Source organism: Nocardiopsis sp. iso_186, assembly GCF_056173365.1.
This window is the reverse complement of record NZ_CM149670.1, coordinates 3,565,989-3,583,385: the sequence shown is the minus strand read 5'-3', so window position 1 is coordinate 3,583,385 and position 17,397 is coordinate 3,565,989. Positions and strand designations below refer to the sequence as shown.

The following is a 17,397-nucleotide window of genomic DNA, read 5'->3' as shown; positions in this document are numbered from 1 at the left end:
GAGGAGAATCCCCATGCGAGGCCGGATCCTTGCCACCGCCGGTGCGGCGACCCTGTTCATGCTGGCAGGCGCGGGCTGTAGCGGTATCGACCTGCGCGACGAGAACGGCACCGGTATCTCCATTGACGAGGACGGCGGTGTCTCGGTCGGCAACGGAGACGCCGAGGTCGTGATCCCCGGCGCGGGAAACGCCTCGGAGTCGAGTGGAGGGGTGCGGGCCGACGGCGAATCCGTGTTCACCATCGCCTCCAGCGGGGAGAACATCAAGGAAGACTGCGGCGATCGTGCCGTCAACGTCGTGGCCAGCGACACGACGGTGGTCCTGAACGGCTCCTGCGGTGACGTCAACGTCGCGGGAAGCGGCAACGAGGTCCATGTCGGCACGGCGACGTCGGTGAACGTGGTCGGTTCAAAGAACCTCGTCTACTACGCTTCGGGTGACCCGCGTTCGGCTGACCTCGGCACCGGCAATGTCATCGAGGCAGGCGGGGACGCCGCTCCCTGATCCGGTTCCGTGGTGCCTGCCCCTGCCCTGCCGTCACTTCGGATATTCCGTTACGGTTGGAACGTTTGTGGCGACACCCCCGAGGGATTGCACAGCAGCATTTTCAATACGAAGTCGGGAATTTTCCATTATTCCCTACTAGCGGTAACTTGAGACGATACTGTCTCTTCATGTAGTCACGGCGCGACTTTAGGTAATCGATCAGCGGCTCTAGCGGCGGAGCGCCAGCGACCCGCGCTTCGTGCGTTGGAACACGCGTTTCGCCAGGGAGGGATGAATGAGCGGTTATGTCGCACGGGTGCGGCATGACGATCCGCCCGGCAGTACAGCCGAGTTCGACCAGCTGGTGCGGTCGGTCGCCCGGCGATGGGCAGAGATCGATCCACTGCTGCCCGCTCCGTCGCATCCGCGGCTCAGTTCGAATCCGCTGCTGACCGTCAGCGACGAAGTGGGCCGCCCGATGGCCACCGGGACCATGCGTTACTCCTGGTTCCAGCCGGGAGAGGTCGGTCGCACCTGGGGGGTGCCCGACCAACACTGGATCACCCCGCTCGTCGGCGGCCCCGACCCCGAAGGGGCGTTGGACTCGCTGCTGGCCAGTTGGCGCGACCAGTTGGAGGAACTGCCCAGCGGTACCGGCTCGGAGTCGGCCGCGCTGTTGACGTGGCCCGCACGCGATGTCTCCGGTGTACGGCCCCTGCAACGCCACGGGCTCCAGCCCTTCACGGTCCTGGCCGCGCGTCAGCGGCGGCGCGGGGTTCCCCCGTCGCTGCCCCCGCGCGACGTCACGATCCGCCTCGCCGATCACCACGACCTGGCGGCGGTCGTGAGCCTGGTCATGGAGGAGCACCGCTACGAACAGCATTTCGGCGGCGTGTTCATCCAGCCCGAGACGGCCGAGCAGACCCGTCGCGTGGTCGCGCGGGCGCTCAGCCGGCCCCCGTCGTGGGTCTGGTTGGCCGAGCGTCGCGGGCGCGCGGTGGGCCTGGTCTGGGTTTCGCCGCCCGAGCGCGCCCGCTGGGTCTCGCCGCTCGTGAACGCCGGCCCCGCCGCCTACATCGGCTACGGCGTGGTGGCCGAGGAGGAGCGCGGCAGCGGCATCGGTACCGCCCTCGTCAGCCAGGCGCACCACGCCCTGGACGCCCACGGCATCGCGGTCACGCTGCTCAACTACGCCCTCATGAACCCGCTCTCGGGCCCGTTCTGGAACCGCATGGGCTACCGGCCGCTGTGGACCACCTGGGAGGTCCGGCCGGCGCTCGCGCTGCGCTGACCGTTTCATCGGCGCGGGCCCGTCCCGCGCCGATGAGCGACCCGGGCGGTTCCGCCCGGAATCGGGTCTCCGTCCGCTCTGGTGCCGAGGTGTCACGAAACGCTACCTTCGGTGATTGTCTCGCGGCATCGAGTCGCGAACCGACGCGAGGGGAATACCGATGCGCTGGAGACATCGGGTCGGAGCCGCAGTGGGCGCCCTGGTCCTCACCACGGCCGCGGCCGTACCGGCCCAGGCCGACGGGGAGCCCGCACCCCACGACGACAACGGAAAGACCGCCACCGCCCGAGGCCACGGGGGAGCGGTCGCCACGGTGGACCGCGACGCCACCGAGGCCGGAATGCAGGTGCTGCGATCCGGCGGCAACGCCGTGGACGCCGCAGTCGCGGCCGCGGCCGCACTGGGCGTCACCGAGCCCTACTCCTCCGGATTCGGCGGTGGCGGGTACTTCGTCTACTACAGCGCCGAAGAGGGACGGATCCACACTCTTGACGGCCGTGAGACCGCCCCCGCGGCGATGGCCGAGGATTCCTTCCTGGAGGGCGGTGAGCCCATTCCGTTCGCCGAGGCGGTCACCTCAGGGCTCTCCGTGGGTGCCCCAGGAACTCCGGCCACCTGGGAACAGGCCGTGGAGCGCTGGGGCAACCGGCCGCTGCGCACCGTGATGAACCCCGCCATCCGCCTCGCCGAGCGCGGCTTCATCGTCAACCAGACCTTCCACGACCAGACCGCCGCCAACGCCGAGCGCTTCGCCGACTTCCCCGCCACGGCCGAACTGTTCCTGCCCGGTGGCGCGCCGCCCGCAGTGGGGACCCGCCTGCGCAACCGGGACCTGGCCACCACCTACCGCGAATTCGCCCGCCACGGCACCGGCGTCCTCTCCAGCGGCATCGGCGCCGACATCGCCGCCACCGCGGCCGACCCGCCGGTGCGCCCCGGCGCCACGCGCACGGTGCGCCCGGGCCTGCTCACCCAGGCCGACGTCAGCGGCTACGAGGTCGTCGCCCAGGAGCCCACCCGCGTCTCCTACCGCGGCCTCGACGTGTACTCGATGGCCCCCTCCTCCTCCGGGGGATCCACCGTCGGCGAAGCCCTCAACATCCTCACCGCCCTCGACCCCGACCCCGCCGACTCCGCGCGACTGCAACACCACACGCTGGAGGCCAGCAAGCTCGCCTACGCCGACCGCAACGCCTACGTCGGCGACCCCGCCTTCGTCGACGTCCCGCTGGACACCCTGCTGTCGGACGAGTTCGCCGCGCAGCGGGCCTGCCTGGTTGACGACGCATCGGTGCTGCCCGCCCCCGCCGCCCCCGGCGACCTCGACGGCTCGGGCGAGTGCACACCGGCAGCCCCCCAGCAGGCCGGCGAGCACGAGGGGCCCTCGACCACCCACCTGGTGACCTCCGACCGGTGGGGAAACGTGGTGTCCTACACCCTCACCATCGAACAGACCGGCGGAAGCGGCATCACCGTTCCCGGCCGCGGGTTCATCCTCAACAACGAGCTCACCGACTTCGAGTTCGAGGTCGCGCCTTCAGGTGCCGGAGCCGCCAACCTGCCCGCGCCCGGCAAACGGCCACGCTCCAGCATGGCCCCCGCGATCGTGCTGAGTGACGGCGCACCCTTCCTCGCCCTGGGCACGCCCGGCGGCGCCACCATCATCACCACCGTCCTCCATCTCCTGGTGGACCGCATCGACCGCGGACTGACACTGCCCGAAGCGCTGGCCGCCCCCCGCCTCTCCCAGCGCAACGCCGCCACCACCCAGGCCGAGCCCGCCTTCTTCGGCACCCCCGAGGAGAAGGAACTGAGCGCGCTGGGCCACCAGTTCACCTCAACCCCCGAGATCGGTGCCGCCGCCGCACTGGAGTTCCTACCGGACGGCGGGGTCCTCGCCGCAGCCGAAGCCGAGCGCCGCGGCGGTGGGCACGCCGCCGTCCAACTGCCCTGACGCCGAGCCGTCCCCGGTCGGTCCGCATGGGCCGACCGGGGACGGCCATTAGGCTGGCCGCCGAGGCGTTGATCACGAGCAGCGGAGGCCGCATGGGTGCAGGGCGTGTGGAGATCGTCGAGGTCGGCCCCCGGGACGGTCTGCAGAACGAGAGCCGGGTCCTGCCGGTCGAGGACAAGCTGGAACTGATCGCACGGTCCGTGGCGGCCGGGGTGCGCAGGATCGAGGCCGTCAGCTTCGTCAACCCCAAGCGCGTTCCGCAGATGGCGGGTGCCGAAGAGGTCATGGCCGGAGTCGACCGCCACAGCGGCGTCGCCTACATCGGCCTCGTACTCAACCGCCGCGGCCTGGACCGGGCACTGGCGGCCGGGGTGGACGAGGTCAACGTCGCGATTCCCGCCACCGACGGCTTCTGCGTGCGCAACCAGGGCTGCACGGTCCGGGAGATGCTCGCGGTCTTCGCCGACATCGCCGCCGCGGCCCAGGAGGCGGGGACACCGGTCAGCGCCACCGTCTCCACCGCGTTCGGCTGCCCCTTCGACGGGGAGACCCCGCCCGCGCGCGTAGCCGAGATCGCCCACCGCGTCGCCGACGCCGGCGCCGTGGAGGTCGCCATCGCGGACACCATCGGCGTCGGGGTGCCCGCTCAGGTCGCGGACCTGGTCGAACGGGTCCGCGCGGTGGCGGGGCAGGCGGTGCTGCGCTGCCACTTCCACAACACCCGCAACACCGGCTATGCCAACGCCCTGGCCGCCCATGCCCACGGGGTCCGGGTCCTGGACTCCAGCGTCGGCGGTTTCGGGGGGTGCCCCTTCGCCCCGGCGGCCACCGGCAACATCGCCACTGAGGACCTGCTCTACATGCTGCACCGCAGCGGGGTGCGAACGGGGATCGACCAAGGGGCGACGGCCGCCGTCGGCGACTGGCTGGGTGCCCGCCTCGGGAAGGAACCCCCGGCGCTGCTGGGCCGGGCCGGAGCCTTTCCCGCGCCCTGACGGCCCAGGTGGCAGGCGGTGAGGACCACGTGCGGGCGAGTGTGCGACCGCGGCGTGCGACGGTGTTATCCTGGTCGCCCGTGGAGTCCGAGGCATCTGGTGGCGATTACGTCAACCGCCCGCGGACACCGCACGGTCGCCCGTCGCACATCCTGGCGATCCGTAGCCATACGACCACGGGAGCATCACTTTGGCATCCGCCGCGAGTACCAAACACCTTTTCGTCACCGGCGGCGTCGCCTCCAGTCTCGGAAAAGGTCTGACCGCCTCCAGCCTGGGGCGCCTGCTGAAGTCGCGGGGCCTGCGGGTCACCATGCAAAAGCTCGACCCCTACCTCAACGTCAACCCCGGCACGATGAACCCCTTCCAGCACGGCGAGGTCTTCATCACCGACGACGGTGCCGAGACCGACCTCGACATCGGTCACTACGAGCGCTTCCTCGACACCGAGCTGCCGGCGTCGGCCAACGTCACCACCGGCCAGATCTACTCCAGCGTCATCGCCAAGGAGCGCCAGGGCGCCTACCTCGGCGACACCGTGCAGGTCATCCCGCACATCACCAACGAGATCAAGTCCCGCATCCTGGCGATGGACGCGGCTGACGTCAACCTCGTCATCACCGAGATCGGTGGCACGGTCGGCGACATCGAGTCCCAGCCGTTCCTGGAGGCCGCCCGCCAGATCCGGCACGAGATCGGCCGCGACAACTGCTTCTTCCTGCACATCTCGCTGCTGCCCTACCTCGGCCCCTCCGGTGAGCTCAAGACCAAGCCCACCCAGCACTCGGTGGCCGCCCTGCGCAGCATCGGCATCCAGCCCGACGCGATCGTGTGCCGCTCCGACCGGCCGATCCCGCAGAGCCTCAAGAGCAAGATCAGCCTCATGTGCGACGTGGACGAGGGCGGTGTGGTGTCCTGCCCCGACGCCCCCTCCATCTACGACATCCCCAAGGTCCTGCACCGCGAAGGGCTCGACGCCTACGTCGTGCGCCGACTGGGCCTGTCCTTCCGCGACGTGGACTGGACCGAGTGGAACGACGTGCTGGGCCGCGTGCACCAGCCCGACCACGAGGTCACCGTCGCGCTCGTGGGCAAGTACATCGACCTGCCCGACGCCTACCTGTCGATCACCGAGGCACTGCGCGCGGGCGGATTCGCCCACCGGACCCGGGTCAACATCCGCTGGGTCGCCAGCGACAACTGCGCCAGCTCCGAGGGCGCGGCCCGCGAACTGGACAGCGTCAACGCCGTACTGATCCCCGGGGGCTTCGGGGTGCGCGGCATCGAGGGCAAGCTCGGCGCGATCCGCTACGCCCGCGAGAACAAGATCCCGCTGCTGGGGATCTGCCTGGGCCTACAGTGCATGGTCATCGAGTACGCCCGCGACGTCGCCGGCCTGGAGGGCGCCAACAGCGTCGAGTTCGACGACAAGGCCAAGCACGCCGTCGTGGCCACCATGGCCGACCAGACCGACGTGATCGCCGGCGAGCGGGACATGGGCGGCACGATGCGCCTGGGCCTGTACCCGGCGGCGCTTGCCGAGGGGTCCCTGGTGCGCGAGGTCTACGACGGCGCCCCGGAGGTCTCCGAACGCCACCGCCACCGTTTCGAGGTCGCCAACGCCTACCGTGACCGCCTGGAAGCGGCCGGCCTGGTCTTCTCCGGTCTCTCGCCCGACGGCAGGCTCGTGGAGTACGTCGAACTGCCCCGTGAGGAGCACCCGTTCTTCGTCGCCACCCAGGCCCACCCCGAGCTGCGCTCACGGCCCACCCGGCCGCACCCGCTGTTCGCGGGCCTCGTCTCGGCCGCACTGGACTACGCCCCCACCCGAGCGGCCGGCCACCAGTGAGCGGCACCCCCCTCGCCGACGTTCCCGAGTCCTGGCCGGTCGAGCGCTCCCAGGAGCGTTACGCGGGCGCCAAGACCGGGATGACCACCGACTGGGTGCGTATGCCCGGCCGGGACGGTGACGAGCTCGTCGCCCGTGACCTCTTCACCCACCCCGGTGCCGTGGTCGCCCTGGCCCTGGACGACGCCGGACGGGTCCTGCTGCTGCGCCAGTACCGTCACGCGGTGCACCACCTGCTGTGGGAGCTGCCGGCGGGGATGCGCGACGTGACGGGGGAGCCGCCCGTGCGCACCGCACAGCGGGAACTGTTGGAGGAGACGGGCCACCGGGCCGAAACCTGGCACGAACTGGTCAACTTCTTCCCCTCCCCGGGGTTCTCCACCGAGCGCATCCACATCTTCCTGGCCCGTGGCCTCACCGAGGTCCCCGCCGACGAAGTGGACTTCGTGCGCGTGCACGAGGAGGCCGACATGCCCGTCGAATGGGTCCCCCTGGCCGAGGCCGTGGCCGCGGTCGCCCAGGGCCGGCTGCACAACGGCGCCACCATCCTCGGGATCCTCGCCGCGCACGCGGCCTCAGCGGACGGTTTCGCCACTCTGCGCACGGCCCAGGAGTAAATCAGGAGCGATCCGGGTCCTCCTCGGCCCAGCCGCGCCGTCGCCCCGAGCGGGCGGCGGCGCGGCGCTTTTTCCTCCCCGCCCGCGTGGTGCCCGCGCGAAACGGGTCCGCTGTGGCATCATCGCCCCGATCAACGGGAGGGGAGCTTGCAGACGATGACCGAGCAGGGGCCGCAGCCGGTTGAGCCCGCAGCCGCCCTGCTGGCGGCCGTGCGCGGTTACCTCGATCACCTCACGGTCGAACGCGGCCTCGCCGAGAACACCCTTACCTCCTACCGGCGCGACCTGCGCCGCTACCTGGAGTTCCTGGCGCAGCGAGGCGTCGGGGAACTGGCAGGCGTGGGCGCCGAGGACGTCGCGGCCTTCCTGCGCGTCCTGCGCGAGGGCAGCACCGGCCACCCGCCGCTGGGCGTCAACTCGGCAGGACGCACGGTCGTGGCGGTGCGCGGCCTGCACCGGTTCGCGCTGCGCGAGGGGATCACCGGGGGCGACCCCGCGCGCGAGGTCCGCCCGCCCACACCGCCCAAACGGCTGCCCAAAGCCATCTCGCTCCACGACGTCGAGACGCTGTTGGCCGCGGTGTCCGGCGAGGAGGACCCGCGCGCACTGCGCGACCGGGCCCTGCTGGAACTCCTCTACGGTACGGGTGCGCGTATTTCCGAGGCGGTCGGCCTCGACGTTGACGACATCGACCGGTTGCGCGCGGACTCCGGGGCCGAAGGAGTGCGCGTGGTGCGGTTTCGCGGGAAAGGCGGAAAGGAACGCCTCGTTCCCGTCGGCCGGTTCGCCCGTGAGGCGTTGGACGCCTACCTCGTCCGGGCCCGACCGGCACTGGCCGCCTCCGGCCGCGGTACACCCGCGCTGCTGCTCAACGCCCGGGGCGGTCGGTTGACCCGCCAGGGCGCGTGGGCGGTACTGCGCTCGGCCGCCGAGCGGGCCGGGCTCAACGATGTCTCGCCGCACACCCTGCGGCACTCCTTCGCCACCCACCTGCTCGACGGGGGTGCTGACGTGCGCGTTGTCCAGGAACTGCTCGGCCACGCCTCGGTCACGACCACGCAGGTCTACACCCTGGTGACGGTCGATCGGCTGCGCGAGGTGTACGCGGCCGCCCACCCTCGGGCCGCCGCGCTGGACTGAGTCAGGCCCGGGTCCAGGCAGGGTCCGGTGAGGGTCAAGGCCGCGAGTGTCGCGTTGATTCGCACCCCCGCACGTTCTAGAGTCGCCGAACGACGGTCCAACGCTGTCGACATATTGAGTTTTTCCGACGGCCAGTCAACCGGTTCGCCTGAACTGGTAACGAATGGCTGGTCCGTAGGGAGGTCCTGGGTTGTGAGCTGGTCGGGAAACGACGACGCGGAGACAGCAGCACCGGTCTCCGTCGGTGAAGAGGCGGAACCTGAGTCGGCAAGCAATCCCTGGGGGCACACACGCAGCACGGGGGCGGCACTGACCACGATCATCAACAGACCAAAGCCGGAGTTCCCGGCCCCGGTCGCACTCGACCAGCACGGCCCCGCACGGGTCGTGGCACTGTGCAACCAGAAGGGTGGGGTAGGCAAGACCACAACCACCATCAACCTCGGCGCTGCCATAGCCGAGTTCGGCCGGCGGGTCCTGCTCGTGGACTTCGACCCTCAGGGCGCGCTCTCGGTGGGCCTGGGGAGACTGGACCCGCGTGAGCTCGATCTCACCGTCTACAACCTGCTGATGCAGCGCGACGTCACGGTCGAGGACGTGCTGCTCAAGACCAGCATCGAGGGCCTCGACCTCATCCCGAGCAACATCGACCTCTCGGCCGCCGAAGTGCAGCTGGTGGGCGAGGTGGCGCGCGAGCAGATGCTGGGCCGCGCGCTGGCCCCGGTGATCAACGACTACGACGTCGTGCTCATCGACTGCCAGCCCTCGCTGGGGCTGCTGACCGTCAACGCGCTCACGGCCGCCCACGGTGTGATCGTGCCGCTGGAGTGCGAGTTCTTCGCACTGCGCGGTGTGGCACTGCTCATGGACACCATCCAGAAGGTCCAGGAACGCCTCAACGAGGACCTGGTGATCGACGGTTTCCTCGGCACCATGTACGACCCGCGCACGCTGCACGCGCGGGAGGTGCTGGCCACCATCATCGACGGGTTCGGCGACAAGGTCTACAACACCGTCATCAATCGCACCATCCGGTTCCCCGACGCCACCGTGGCGGGCGAGCCGATCACCCGATTCGACTCCTCATCGGCGGGCGCCAACGCCTACCGCGAACTGGCCAAGGAGGTGCTCGCCAGGTGGCCTCTCAGCGTTCACGACGCGTGACGCTGCCCGGTGCGGCGGACCTGTTCTTCAGGCCCACGTCCGCGGCCCCCGCGGCCGAGACCGAACCGGTCGCCCCTGTGGCCGATCCGGTAGCCCTGGCAGAAGTCGAGGTGGTGCCCAAGAAGCGGGCCCGCCCGGTATCCGCGGCGAAGAAGAAGCGCGCCGCACCCGAGCCGAGCGGTCGGCAGCGCCATGACGAGAAGATCACGGTGTATGTTTCCGCCGCCGAACTCCTCGCCCTGGAGCAGACCCGGTTGACGCTGCGCGCCGAGCACGGGCTCAGCGCCGACCGGGGCCGGATCGTCCGCGAGGCGGTCGCCGTCCTGCTGGCGGACTTCGAAGAGCACGGTGACGCGAGCATGCTGGTGCAGCGGCTCGCGGAGAACTAGGTCGGGCACCGCGCAGGCGGTGCCACCCTGGTACACATGACCCACTCCATTTCGATCTTCGCGCCGTGACCGAGGAGACGCTTCCGAGCGGCTTCCAGGTCCATCTCGACAACTTCGAAGGCCCCTTCGACCTACTGCTGGGGCTGATCTCCAAGCACAAACTGGACATCACCGAGGTGTCGCTGTCGAAGGTCACCGACGAGTTCATCGCCCACATCAAGGCCCACGGAGATTCCTGGGACCTCGATCTGGCGAGCAATTTCCTGCTGGTGGCGGCCACGCTGCTCGACCTGAAAGCGGCGCGGCTGCTACCACGCGGGGACGTGGAGGACGAGGCCGACCTCGCCCTCCTGGAAGCCCGTGACCTGCTGTTCGCCCGGCTACTCCAGTACCGGGCCTACAAGGAGGTCGCCGCGGTCTTCTCCGGCCGGATCTTCTCCCACAGCCGCCGCTACCCGCGCGCCGTCGGCCTGGAGCCGCGCTTCGCCGAGGCCCGCCCCGACGTCTTCATCCGGCTCGGCCCCCAAGAGTTCGCCGCGCTCGCGGTGCGCGCACTCACCCCCAAGGAACCGCCGAGCGTCCCGGTGACGCACATCCACCAGACCAAGACCTCGGTTGCGGAGCAGGGGCTGCTGGTCGTGGAGGCGCTACGAGAACGGGGGAGCCTGTCGTTCGCCGAACTCACCGTCAACTGCACCGGTACCTTCGAGGTCGTCGCGCGGTTCCTGGCACTGCTGGAGCTCTACCGCGCCGCCAACGTCGGGTTCGATCAACCCGAGCCGTTGGGTGCCCTCCTGATCACCTGGACCGGGAGCGGGGCCGGCGAGGTGACGGTCGCCGATGAGTACGGCCGGACCAAGGACCCCGACGACGATGACGATCCCGACGACAACGGAGCGACCACGTGAGTCACACCAGTACCCAGGCCGACCGTGACAGGGGCGGGGTTCCCGCCGTGCTGCGCCGCGACCTGGAGGCGGTCCTGATGGTCGTGGACCAGCCGGTGGCCGAGTACGAGCTGGCACGCGCCTTCGGAGTGGAGGTGGAGGAGATCGCCGCCGCACTGCACGACATGGCACGGGAATACACCGAGCAGGGGCGTGGTTTCGACCTTCGTGAGGTCGCCGAGGGGTGGCGTTTCTACACCCGTCCCGAGTGCGCCGAGGCCGTCGAGCACTTCCTGCGCGACGGCCACGAAGTGCGGTTGACCCAGGCCGCACTGGAAACCATGGCGGTGGTCGCCTACCGCCAGCCGGTCTCCCGGGGAAGGGTTTCGGCCGTACGCGGTGTCAACTGCGACGGTGTTATGCGTACCCTCGTATTGCGGGGGCTGATCGAAGAGGCCGGCCACGACACCGAATCCGGTGCGTTGCTGTACCGCACGACCAGCTATTTCCTGGAGCGACTGGGGCTGCGCAGCCTCGACGAGCTTCCCGACCTCGCACCATTTCTGCCCGACGACATCGAAGGTCTCGACGACACCGGTGAACACACCACGTAACGATGACGGCCCCCGCAACGACCGGGGCTCCTATGGCGCGCGCGGTGAGCGCGGCCGACCCGACCCGCGCGGTGAGCGCGGCAACTCCACCCCGCGTGGTGAGCGCGGCGAATCCGACCGTTCCTCCCGCGGCTCCTACGGAAGCCGGGACAATCGCGGTTCCTATGCCAGCCGTGACGACCGTCCGCGTGGCGGGGGTTCCTATGGCAGCCGTGACGATCGGGGTTCCTCCGGTCGTGACTCCCGTGACTCTCGCGGTGGTTCGTACAGCCGTGACGACCGGGGCTCTTCCGGTCGTGACTCCCGTGACTCTCGCGGTGGTTCGTACAGCCGTGACGACCGGGGCTCTTCCGGTCGTGACTCCCGTGACTCTCGTGGTTCCTACGCCAGCCGCGATGACCGTCCGCGTGGTGGGGGTTCCTACGGCAACCGCGACGACCGTTCTCGCGGTGGTTCGTATGCGCGTGACGAGCGCGGTGGTGACCGTCGTGATTCCCATGACTCCCGTGGTTCCGCCAACCGTGGTCCGTCGGGCCGTGACGATCGGGGTTCTTCCGGTCGTGACTCCCGTGACTCTCGCGGTTCCTATGGCAGCCGCGATGACCGTCCGCGTGGTGGTTCGTACAACCGCGACGATCGTGGTTCCGCCAACCGTGGCCCGTCGGGCCGTGACGACCGTCCGCGTGGTGGGGGGTCCTATGGCAGTCGTGATGACCGGGGTTCTTCCGGTCGTGACTCCCGTGACTCTCGCGGTGGTTCGTATGCGCGTGACGAGCGCGGTGGTGACCGTCGTGATTCCCGTGACTCTCGCGGTTCCTATGGCAGCCGCGATGACCGTCCGCGTGGTGGTTCGTACAACCGCGACGATCGTGGTTCCGCCAACCGTGGCCCGTCGGGCCGTGACGACCGTCCGCGTGGTGGGGGGTCCTATGGCAGTCGTGATGACCGGGGTTCCTCCGGTCGTGACTCCCGTGACTCTCGCGGTTCCTATGCCAGCCGTGACGACCGTGCAGGCGCGGGCGGCGGCTCCCGTGAGGAGCGTCCCCGCGGCGACAAGCAACGGCACTACGTCAACCGTCCCGGCCGTTCCACGGCCCGCGCGGAGCAGGAGCTGTCGGCCAAGGCCCAGGCCCGCCTCCGCGCGTTGCGCGCGGAGTACAACCCCCGTGACGACGACGCCGCCGACGGCCCCCGCGACACCTACACCGACGTGCCCGGCGGTATCCGGCTGCAAAAGGCGCTCGCCCAGGCCGGCGTGGCCAGCCGGCGCGCCAGCGAAGAGCTGATCGCGGCCGGGCGCGTCTCGGTCAACGGCCAGATCGTGCGGCGCTTCGGCGCCCGTGTCAACCCGGAGAAGTCCGAGATCCGCGTCAACGACATGCGGGTCGCCACCGCGCCGGACATGCTCTACTACGCGCTGAACAAGCCGCGCGGAGTGGTCAGCACCATGTCCGACCCCGAAGGCCGCCCCACCCTCGCCGACTACGCGGGCCAGACCGACGAGCGGTTGTTCCACGTCGGCCGGCTCGACACCGAGACCGAGGGCCTCATCCTGCTCACCAACGACGGCGATCTGGCCAACCGCCTCACCCACCCGCGCTACAAGGTCATCAAGACCTATATCGCCAAGGTGAACGGTCCCATCCCGCGCGAGGTCGTCAAGCAGATCCGCGAGGGAGTGGAGCTGGAGGACGGTCCCGTGAAGGTCAACTCCTTCCGAGTGGTTGACGACGCGGAACCGCGGGCCCTGGTGGAGATCCGCCTGCACGAGGGGCGCAAGCACATCGTGCGCCGCCTCATGGAAGCGGTCGGCCACCCGGTCGCGGACCTCGCTCGCACCCAGGTCGGGCCCATCGGCATCAACTCCCTGAAAATCGGTACCATGCGCGCGTTGAGCCCCAAGGAGGTCAGCGAGCTCTACACTGCCGCAGGGATGTAGTTGACGGATTATCGGAGGACGACAGTGGCGGTACGAGCGATCCGGGGCGCGGTCCAGGTGGACTCCGACGAGCGCGAGCTCGTGTTGGAGGCCACCGCCGAACTGGTCTCGGAAGTGATGCGCAGAAACGAATTGACCACGGACGACGTGATCAGCGTGCTGTTCACCGCCACCCCCGACCTCGCCTCGGAGTTTCCTGCCCTTGCCGCGCGCAAGGTCGGGTTCTCCGATGTTCCGCTGATGTGCGCGACCGAGATCGCGGTGCCCCACGCACTGCCCCGCGTGGTCCGCCTCATGGCCCACGTGGAGACCGAGCGTGCGCGCACCGAACTTCAGCACGTCTACCTGCACGGGGCTCAGGCACTGCGCTTGGACATCGCCCAGTAGGGCCGTTTCGGTCAACGCAGAGGGGGTGTGCCGCCCAGGCGGTGCGCCCCCTCTGCGCGTTGCCGTGCCCAGACGCGCCCCGAAGGGGCTTCGCGGCCGGCGCACACGTGCCCTAACCTGGACGACAACCATTCTGAGCGGCAAAAACGGGAGCGAACCGAACATGGTCGAGCGCGCGGTCGTAGTGGGGGCCGGGCTGATCGGGACGTCGATCGCGCTGGCACTGACCCGCCACGGAATCCGGGTCGAACTGTCGGACCGGGACCCGGCGACGCTGCGACTCGCCTGCGAACTCGGGGCGGGGCATCCGCTGACCACCGATCCTGGACGCCCCGCGGACGTTGCCGTCATCGCCGCCCCGCCGCGGGTGGTGCCCGCGGTACTGCGTGACGCCCAGGAGCGCGGGCTGGCCCACGTCTACACCGACGTGGCCAGCGTGAAGGCGTCCATGATCAGCGAGGCGGGCGCGCTCGGCTGCGACCTCGCCACCTACGTCCCCGGCCATCCGATGGGGGGACGGGAGAAGCAGGGGCCCAGCGCGGCGCGCGCCGACCTGTTCCTGGGGCGCTCCTGGGCGCTGTGCCCCACCGCCAAAACCGACCCGGGTGCGCTCGCCCTCGTCACCGCTCTCGCCGAGTTGTGCGGGGCCACCCCCGTCACCCTGGACGCCGCGGCCCACGACCGGGCCGTGGCCCTGGTGTCGCACGCCCCCCACGTGGCCTCGGCTGCTGTCGCCGCCCGCCTCCTCGGCGGTGACTCCGACGCGCTCGCCCTGGCCGGCCAGGGCGTGCGCGACGTCACGCGCATCGCCGGGGGCGATCCCGGTATGTGGTTGGAGATCCTCGGCCACAACTCCCGGCCGGTGGCCGACGTCCTCGACGCCATCGCCCTCGACCTCGCAACCGCCGCGACCGCCCTGCGCGCCCACGAAGGGGAGGCGGTCACCGAGCTCCTGCGGCGCGGTGTCGCCGGACACGACCGCATCCCCGGCAAGCACGGCGGCCGGGCCATGCCCGACTACACGGTCCTGCCCGTGGTCATCCCCGACGAACCCGGTGCCCTGGGACGGTTGTTCGCCGCGGCGGCAGACGCCGGCGTCAACATCGAAGACGTCAGGATCGACCACTCGCCCGGCCTGCCGCTGGGTGTCGCCCAGCTCTCGGTGGAGCGCCTTGCCGTCGCCGACCTCGCCCAGGCCCTCGCCGACCGCGGATGGTCGGTTCACCCGTAACAGCCTGGTGGCCAGCTAGTCCGGACCCCCGCGCGGACCCGGGTACGCTTGGCCGTTGAGATGAGATGGAATCCCCACCCCGGAAAGAGAGCCTAAGTTGAGCGGGCAAGGTCGCGCCGAAGGAATCGTCATCGCTATCGACGGTCCCTCTGGGTCGGGCAAGTCAAGCACGGCCAAAGGCGTGGCGAAGGCCCGCGACTGGCGCTACCTCGATACCGGGGCGATGTACCGAGCCATCACCTGGTGGATGGTCTCCAACCAGATCGATGTCACCGACGCGGCAGCCGTCGCGCAGGCGGCGTCGCGGCCGGTCATCACGATGGGCACCGATCCCTCCGCCCCCACCGTCCAGGTGGATGGCACGGACGTGGCCCAGGCGATCAGGACCGATGAGGTCACTGGAAACGTCAGCGCGGTCAGCGCCGTCCCCGAGGTGCGCGAGCGGCTCGTGGCGCGTCAGCGCGAGATCATCGCCGAGGAGTGCGCGGCCGTCGGCGGCATCGTCGTCGAGGGCCGCGATATCACCACGGTGGTCGCACCCGACGCCCCGGTGAAGCTGTTCCTGACCGCCAGCGCCGAAGCGCGTGCGCAGCGGCGCAGCAAAGAAGTCCATTCGAGCGATGTCGCGGCGACCCAGGCGGCGCTGGCCCGCCGCGACAAGCTCGACTCCAGCCGGGCGGTGTCACCGCTGACCCAGACAGCAGACGCCACCGAACTGGACACCACGGGCCTGTCCTTGGACGAGGTTGTCGGACTGGTCGTCAAACTTGCCGACGAGGCCCAGACGCGCGGCCTCTGAGCGCACCGGTTCCCGCCGCGAGCGGTGGGAACCGGGTTTCATCGCGTCTCCTTTCCAGGAGGCGCGCACCACCACTCCCCGCGGCACGCATCCTGGGCGCGTGGGGACTCTGCTACCGGGAGAGATACCTGATGAGTGACATTTTCGACGTGCCCGACGACGCGATCGCCGACGGCGAGGACGCCGTCGTCAAACCCGTCGTCGCGGTCGTGGGACGACCCAACGTCGGCAAGTCGTCGCTGGTGAACCGAATCATCGGCCGCCGCGAAGCGGTCGTGGAGGACGTCCCCGGCGTGACCCGCGACCGTGTCGCCTATGACGCCACCTGGCAGGGGCGCGAGTTCACCCTCGTCAACACCGGCGGCTGGGAGACCAGCGTGAGCGGTCTGGCCGCCATGGTCGCCCGACAGGCCGAGTACGCCGCCGAGACCGCCGACGTGATCCTCTTCGTCGTCGATGCCACCGTCGGCGTCACCGACACCGACGAGGCCGTCACGCGTGTCCTGCGCGCCACCAAGAAGCCCGTCGTGCTGGCCGCCAACAAGGTGGACGGTCCCATGGGCGACTCCGACGCCCTCGTGCTGTGGAACCTCGGAGTGGGCGAGCCGTTCGCGGTCAGCGCCCTGCACGGACGCGGAACCGGTGACCTGCTGGACGCCATGATGGCGGCGATGCCGGTGCCCGCACCCCTGGAGGCCGAGGAGGTCGAGGACGGCCCTCGGCGCATCGCGCTGGTGGGGCGGCCCAACGTCGGCAAGTCCAGCCTGCTCAACCGGCTCGCCGGCGAGGACCGCGTGGTCGTCAACTCCGTGGCCGGCACCACCCGCGACGCGGTGGACGAGTTGGTGGAGCTGGGCGGCACGACCTGGAAGTTCATCGACACCGCCGGTATCCGCAAGCGCTTCCGTGCGCTCCAGGGCGCCGACTACTACGCCACGATGCGTACCAACGTCGCGCTGGAGCGCGCCGAGGTGGCGGTCGTGCTGCTCGACGTCAGCGAGCCACTCGCAGAGCAGGACATCCGCGTGGTGGAGCAGGTCGTCGAGGCCGGTCGTGCGCTCGTCCTGGCGTTCAACAAGTGGGACCTGTTGGACGAGGACCGCCGCTACTACCTGGAGAAGGAGATCGACCGGCAGCTGGGCCGGGTCAGCTGGGCCCCGCGGGTCAACATCGCGGCCGCCACCGGGCGCCACGTCGAGAAGCTCGTGCCCGCCATCGAGACGGGCCTGGCCGGCTGGGACACCCGTATCTCCACCGGACGTCTCAACGGTTGGGTCAAGGAACTGGTCGCGGCCACTCCGCCACCCGTGCGCGGCGGCAAGCAGCCCAAGATCCTGTTCGCCACCCAGGCCGACTCCCGTCCGCCGCACATCGTGCTCTTCACCACCGGTTTCCTGGAGGAGAACTACCGCCGGTTCATCGAGCGCCGACTGCGCGAGGACTTCGGCTTCGAGGGCACCCCGGTGAAGGTGAGCATGCGCATCCGGGAGAAGAAGGCCGGGAAGGGCGGCCAGAGCCGCGCCTCCAAGGGCAGCGTGCGCCCGGACTGGAACAAGTAGTACTCCGCCTTCCCCGTACGCGCTTGCGGGCCCCGGATCGCTTCTGCGGTCCGGGGCCCGTTGCGTGGGTCAGGGGCGGGGTACTCTGCCCTTCG

The 17,397-nt window shown here is 70.0% G+C and carries 16 protein-coding genes; all 16 read left to right on the top strand.

Annotated elements, in window-relative coordinates; all coding sequences use genetic code 11:
• The first annotated feature begins 13 nt into the window (after positions 1-13).
• Complete coding sequence (locus AC0VYP_RS15675) at positions 14-505, top strand: DUF3060 domain-containing protein (protein ID WP_285756760.1); 492 nt, start codon at positions 14-16, stop codon at positions 503-505.
• 277 nt (positions 506-782) lie between these two features.
• Positions 783-1,778 (top strand): GNAT family N-acetyltransferase, encoded by a 996-nt coding sequence (locus AC0VYP_RS15670; protein WP_285756759.1) that lies wholly within the window; start codon positions 783-785, stop codon positions 1,776-1,778.
• Between the two features lie 160 nt (positions 1,779-1,938).
• Entirely contained in the window at positions 1,939-3,732 is a 1,794-nt protein-coding gene (gene ggt, locus AC0VYP_RS15665) for a gamma-glutamyltransferase (protein ID WP_475470415.1), read from the top strand.
• 92 nt (positions 3,733-3,824) lie between these two features.
• Positions 3,825-4,727 carry a hydroxymethylglutaryl-CoA lyase gene (locus AC0VYP_RS15660; protein ID WP_475470414.1) on the top strand — a complete coding sequence of 301 codons (903 nt, stop codon included), beginning with the start codon at positions 3,825-3,827 and terminating at the stop codon, positions 4,725-4,727.
• Between the two features lie 190 nt (positions 4,728-4,917).
• Positions 4,918-6,576, top strand: a complete 1,659-nt coding sequence (locus tag AC0VYP_RS15655; protein ID WP_475470412.1) for a CTP synthase — start codon at positions 4,918-4,920, stop codon at positions 6,574-6,576.
• Complete coding sequence (locus AC0VYP_RS15650) at positions 6,573-7,193, top strand: NUDIX domain-containing protein (protein WP_475470411.1); 621 nt, start codon at positions 6,573-6,575, stop codon at positions 7,191-7,193. The genes AC0VYP_RS15655 and AC0VYP_RS15650 overlap by 4 nt, the downstream gene beginning before the upstream one ends.
• A gap of 156 nt (positions 7,194-7,349) precedes the next feature.
• A complete protein-coding gene (locus AC0VYP_RS15645; protein ID WP_475470410.1) occupies positions 7,350-8,333 on the top strand; it encodes a site-specific tyrosine recombinase XerD in 984 nt (327 codons plus the stop codon).
• A gap of 192 nt (positions 8,334-8,525) precedes the next feature.
• On the top strand, positions 8,526-9,497 hold the full coding sequence (locus AC0VYP_RS15640) for a ParA family protein (protein ID WP_285756753.1): 972 nt from the start codon (positions 8,526-8,528) through the stop codon (positions 9,495-9,497).
• Positions 9,470-9,886: a hypothetical protein gene (locus AC0VYP_RS15635; protein ID WP_285756752.1), complete on the top strand. Its 417-nt coding sequence runs from the start codon at positions 9,470-9,472 to the stop codon at positions 9,884-9,886. The genes AC0VYP_RS15640 and AC0VYP_RS15635 overlap by 28 nt, the downstream gene beginning before the upstream one ends.
• 65 nt (positions 9,887-9,951) lie before the next feature.
• Positions 9,952-10,794 carry a segregation and condensation protein A gene (locus AC0VYP_RS15630; protein WP_475470408.1) on the top strand — a complete coding sequence of 281 codons (843 nt, stop codon included), beginning with the start codon at positions 9,952-9,954 and terminating at the stop codon, positions 10,792-10,794.
• Positions 10,791-11,387: an SMC-Scp complex subunit ScpB gene (gene scpB / locus AC0VYP_RS15625; RefSeq protein ID WP_285756750.1), complete on the top strand. Its 597-nt coding sequence runs from the start codon at positions 10,791-10,793 to the stop codon at positions 11,385-11,387. Before AC0VYP_RS15630 ends, scpB begins: the two co-directional genes overlap by 4 nt.
• Before the next feature lie 1,144 nt (positions 11,388-12,531).
• Positions 12,532-13,326, top strand: a complete 795-nt coding sequence (locus tag AC0VYP_RS15620; protein WP_475470406.1) for a pseudouridine synthase — start codon at positions 12,532-12,534, stop codon at positions 13,324-13,326.
• Positions 13,327-13,350: 24 nt separating this feature from the next.
• Positions 13,351-13,713 carry a chorismate mutase gene (gene aroH / locus AC0VYP_RS15615; protein ID WP_285756748.1) on the top strand — a complete coding sequence of 121 codons (363 nt, stop codon included), beginning with the start codon at positions 13,351-13,353 and terminating at the stop codon, positions 13,711-13,713.
• A 163-nt stretch (positions 13,714-13,876) separates the two neighbouring features.
• On the top strand, positions 13,877-14,944 hold the full coding sequence (locus tag AC0VYP_RS15610) for a prephenate dehydrogenase (protein ID WP_475470405.1): 1,068 nt from the start codon (positions 13,877-13,879) through the stop codon (positions 14,942-14,944).
• 97 nt (positions 14,945-15,041) lie between these two features.
• Positions 15,042-15,743 carry a (d)CMP kinase gene (gene cmk, locus AC0VYP_RS15605; protein ID WP_285756746.1) on the top strand — a complete coding sequence of 234 codons (702 nt, stop codon included), beginning with the start codon at positions 15,042-15,044 and terminating at the stop codon, positions 15,741-15,743.
• A gap of 131 nt (positions 15,744-15,874) precedes the next feature.
• Positions 15,875-17,302, top strand: a complete 1,428-nt coding sequence (gene der / locus AC0VYP_RS15600) for a ribosome biogenesis GTPase Der (protein WP_475470404.1) — start codon at positions 15,875-15,877, stop codon at positions 17,300-17,302.
• Positions 17,303-17,397: the final 95 nt, after the last annotated feature.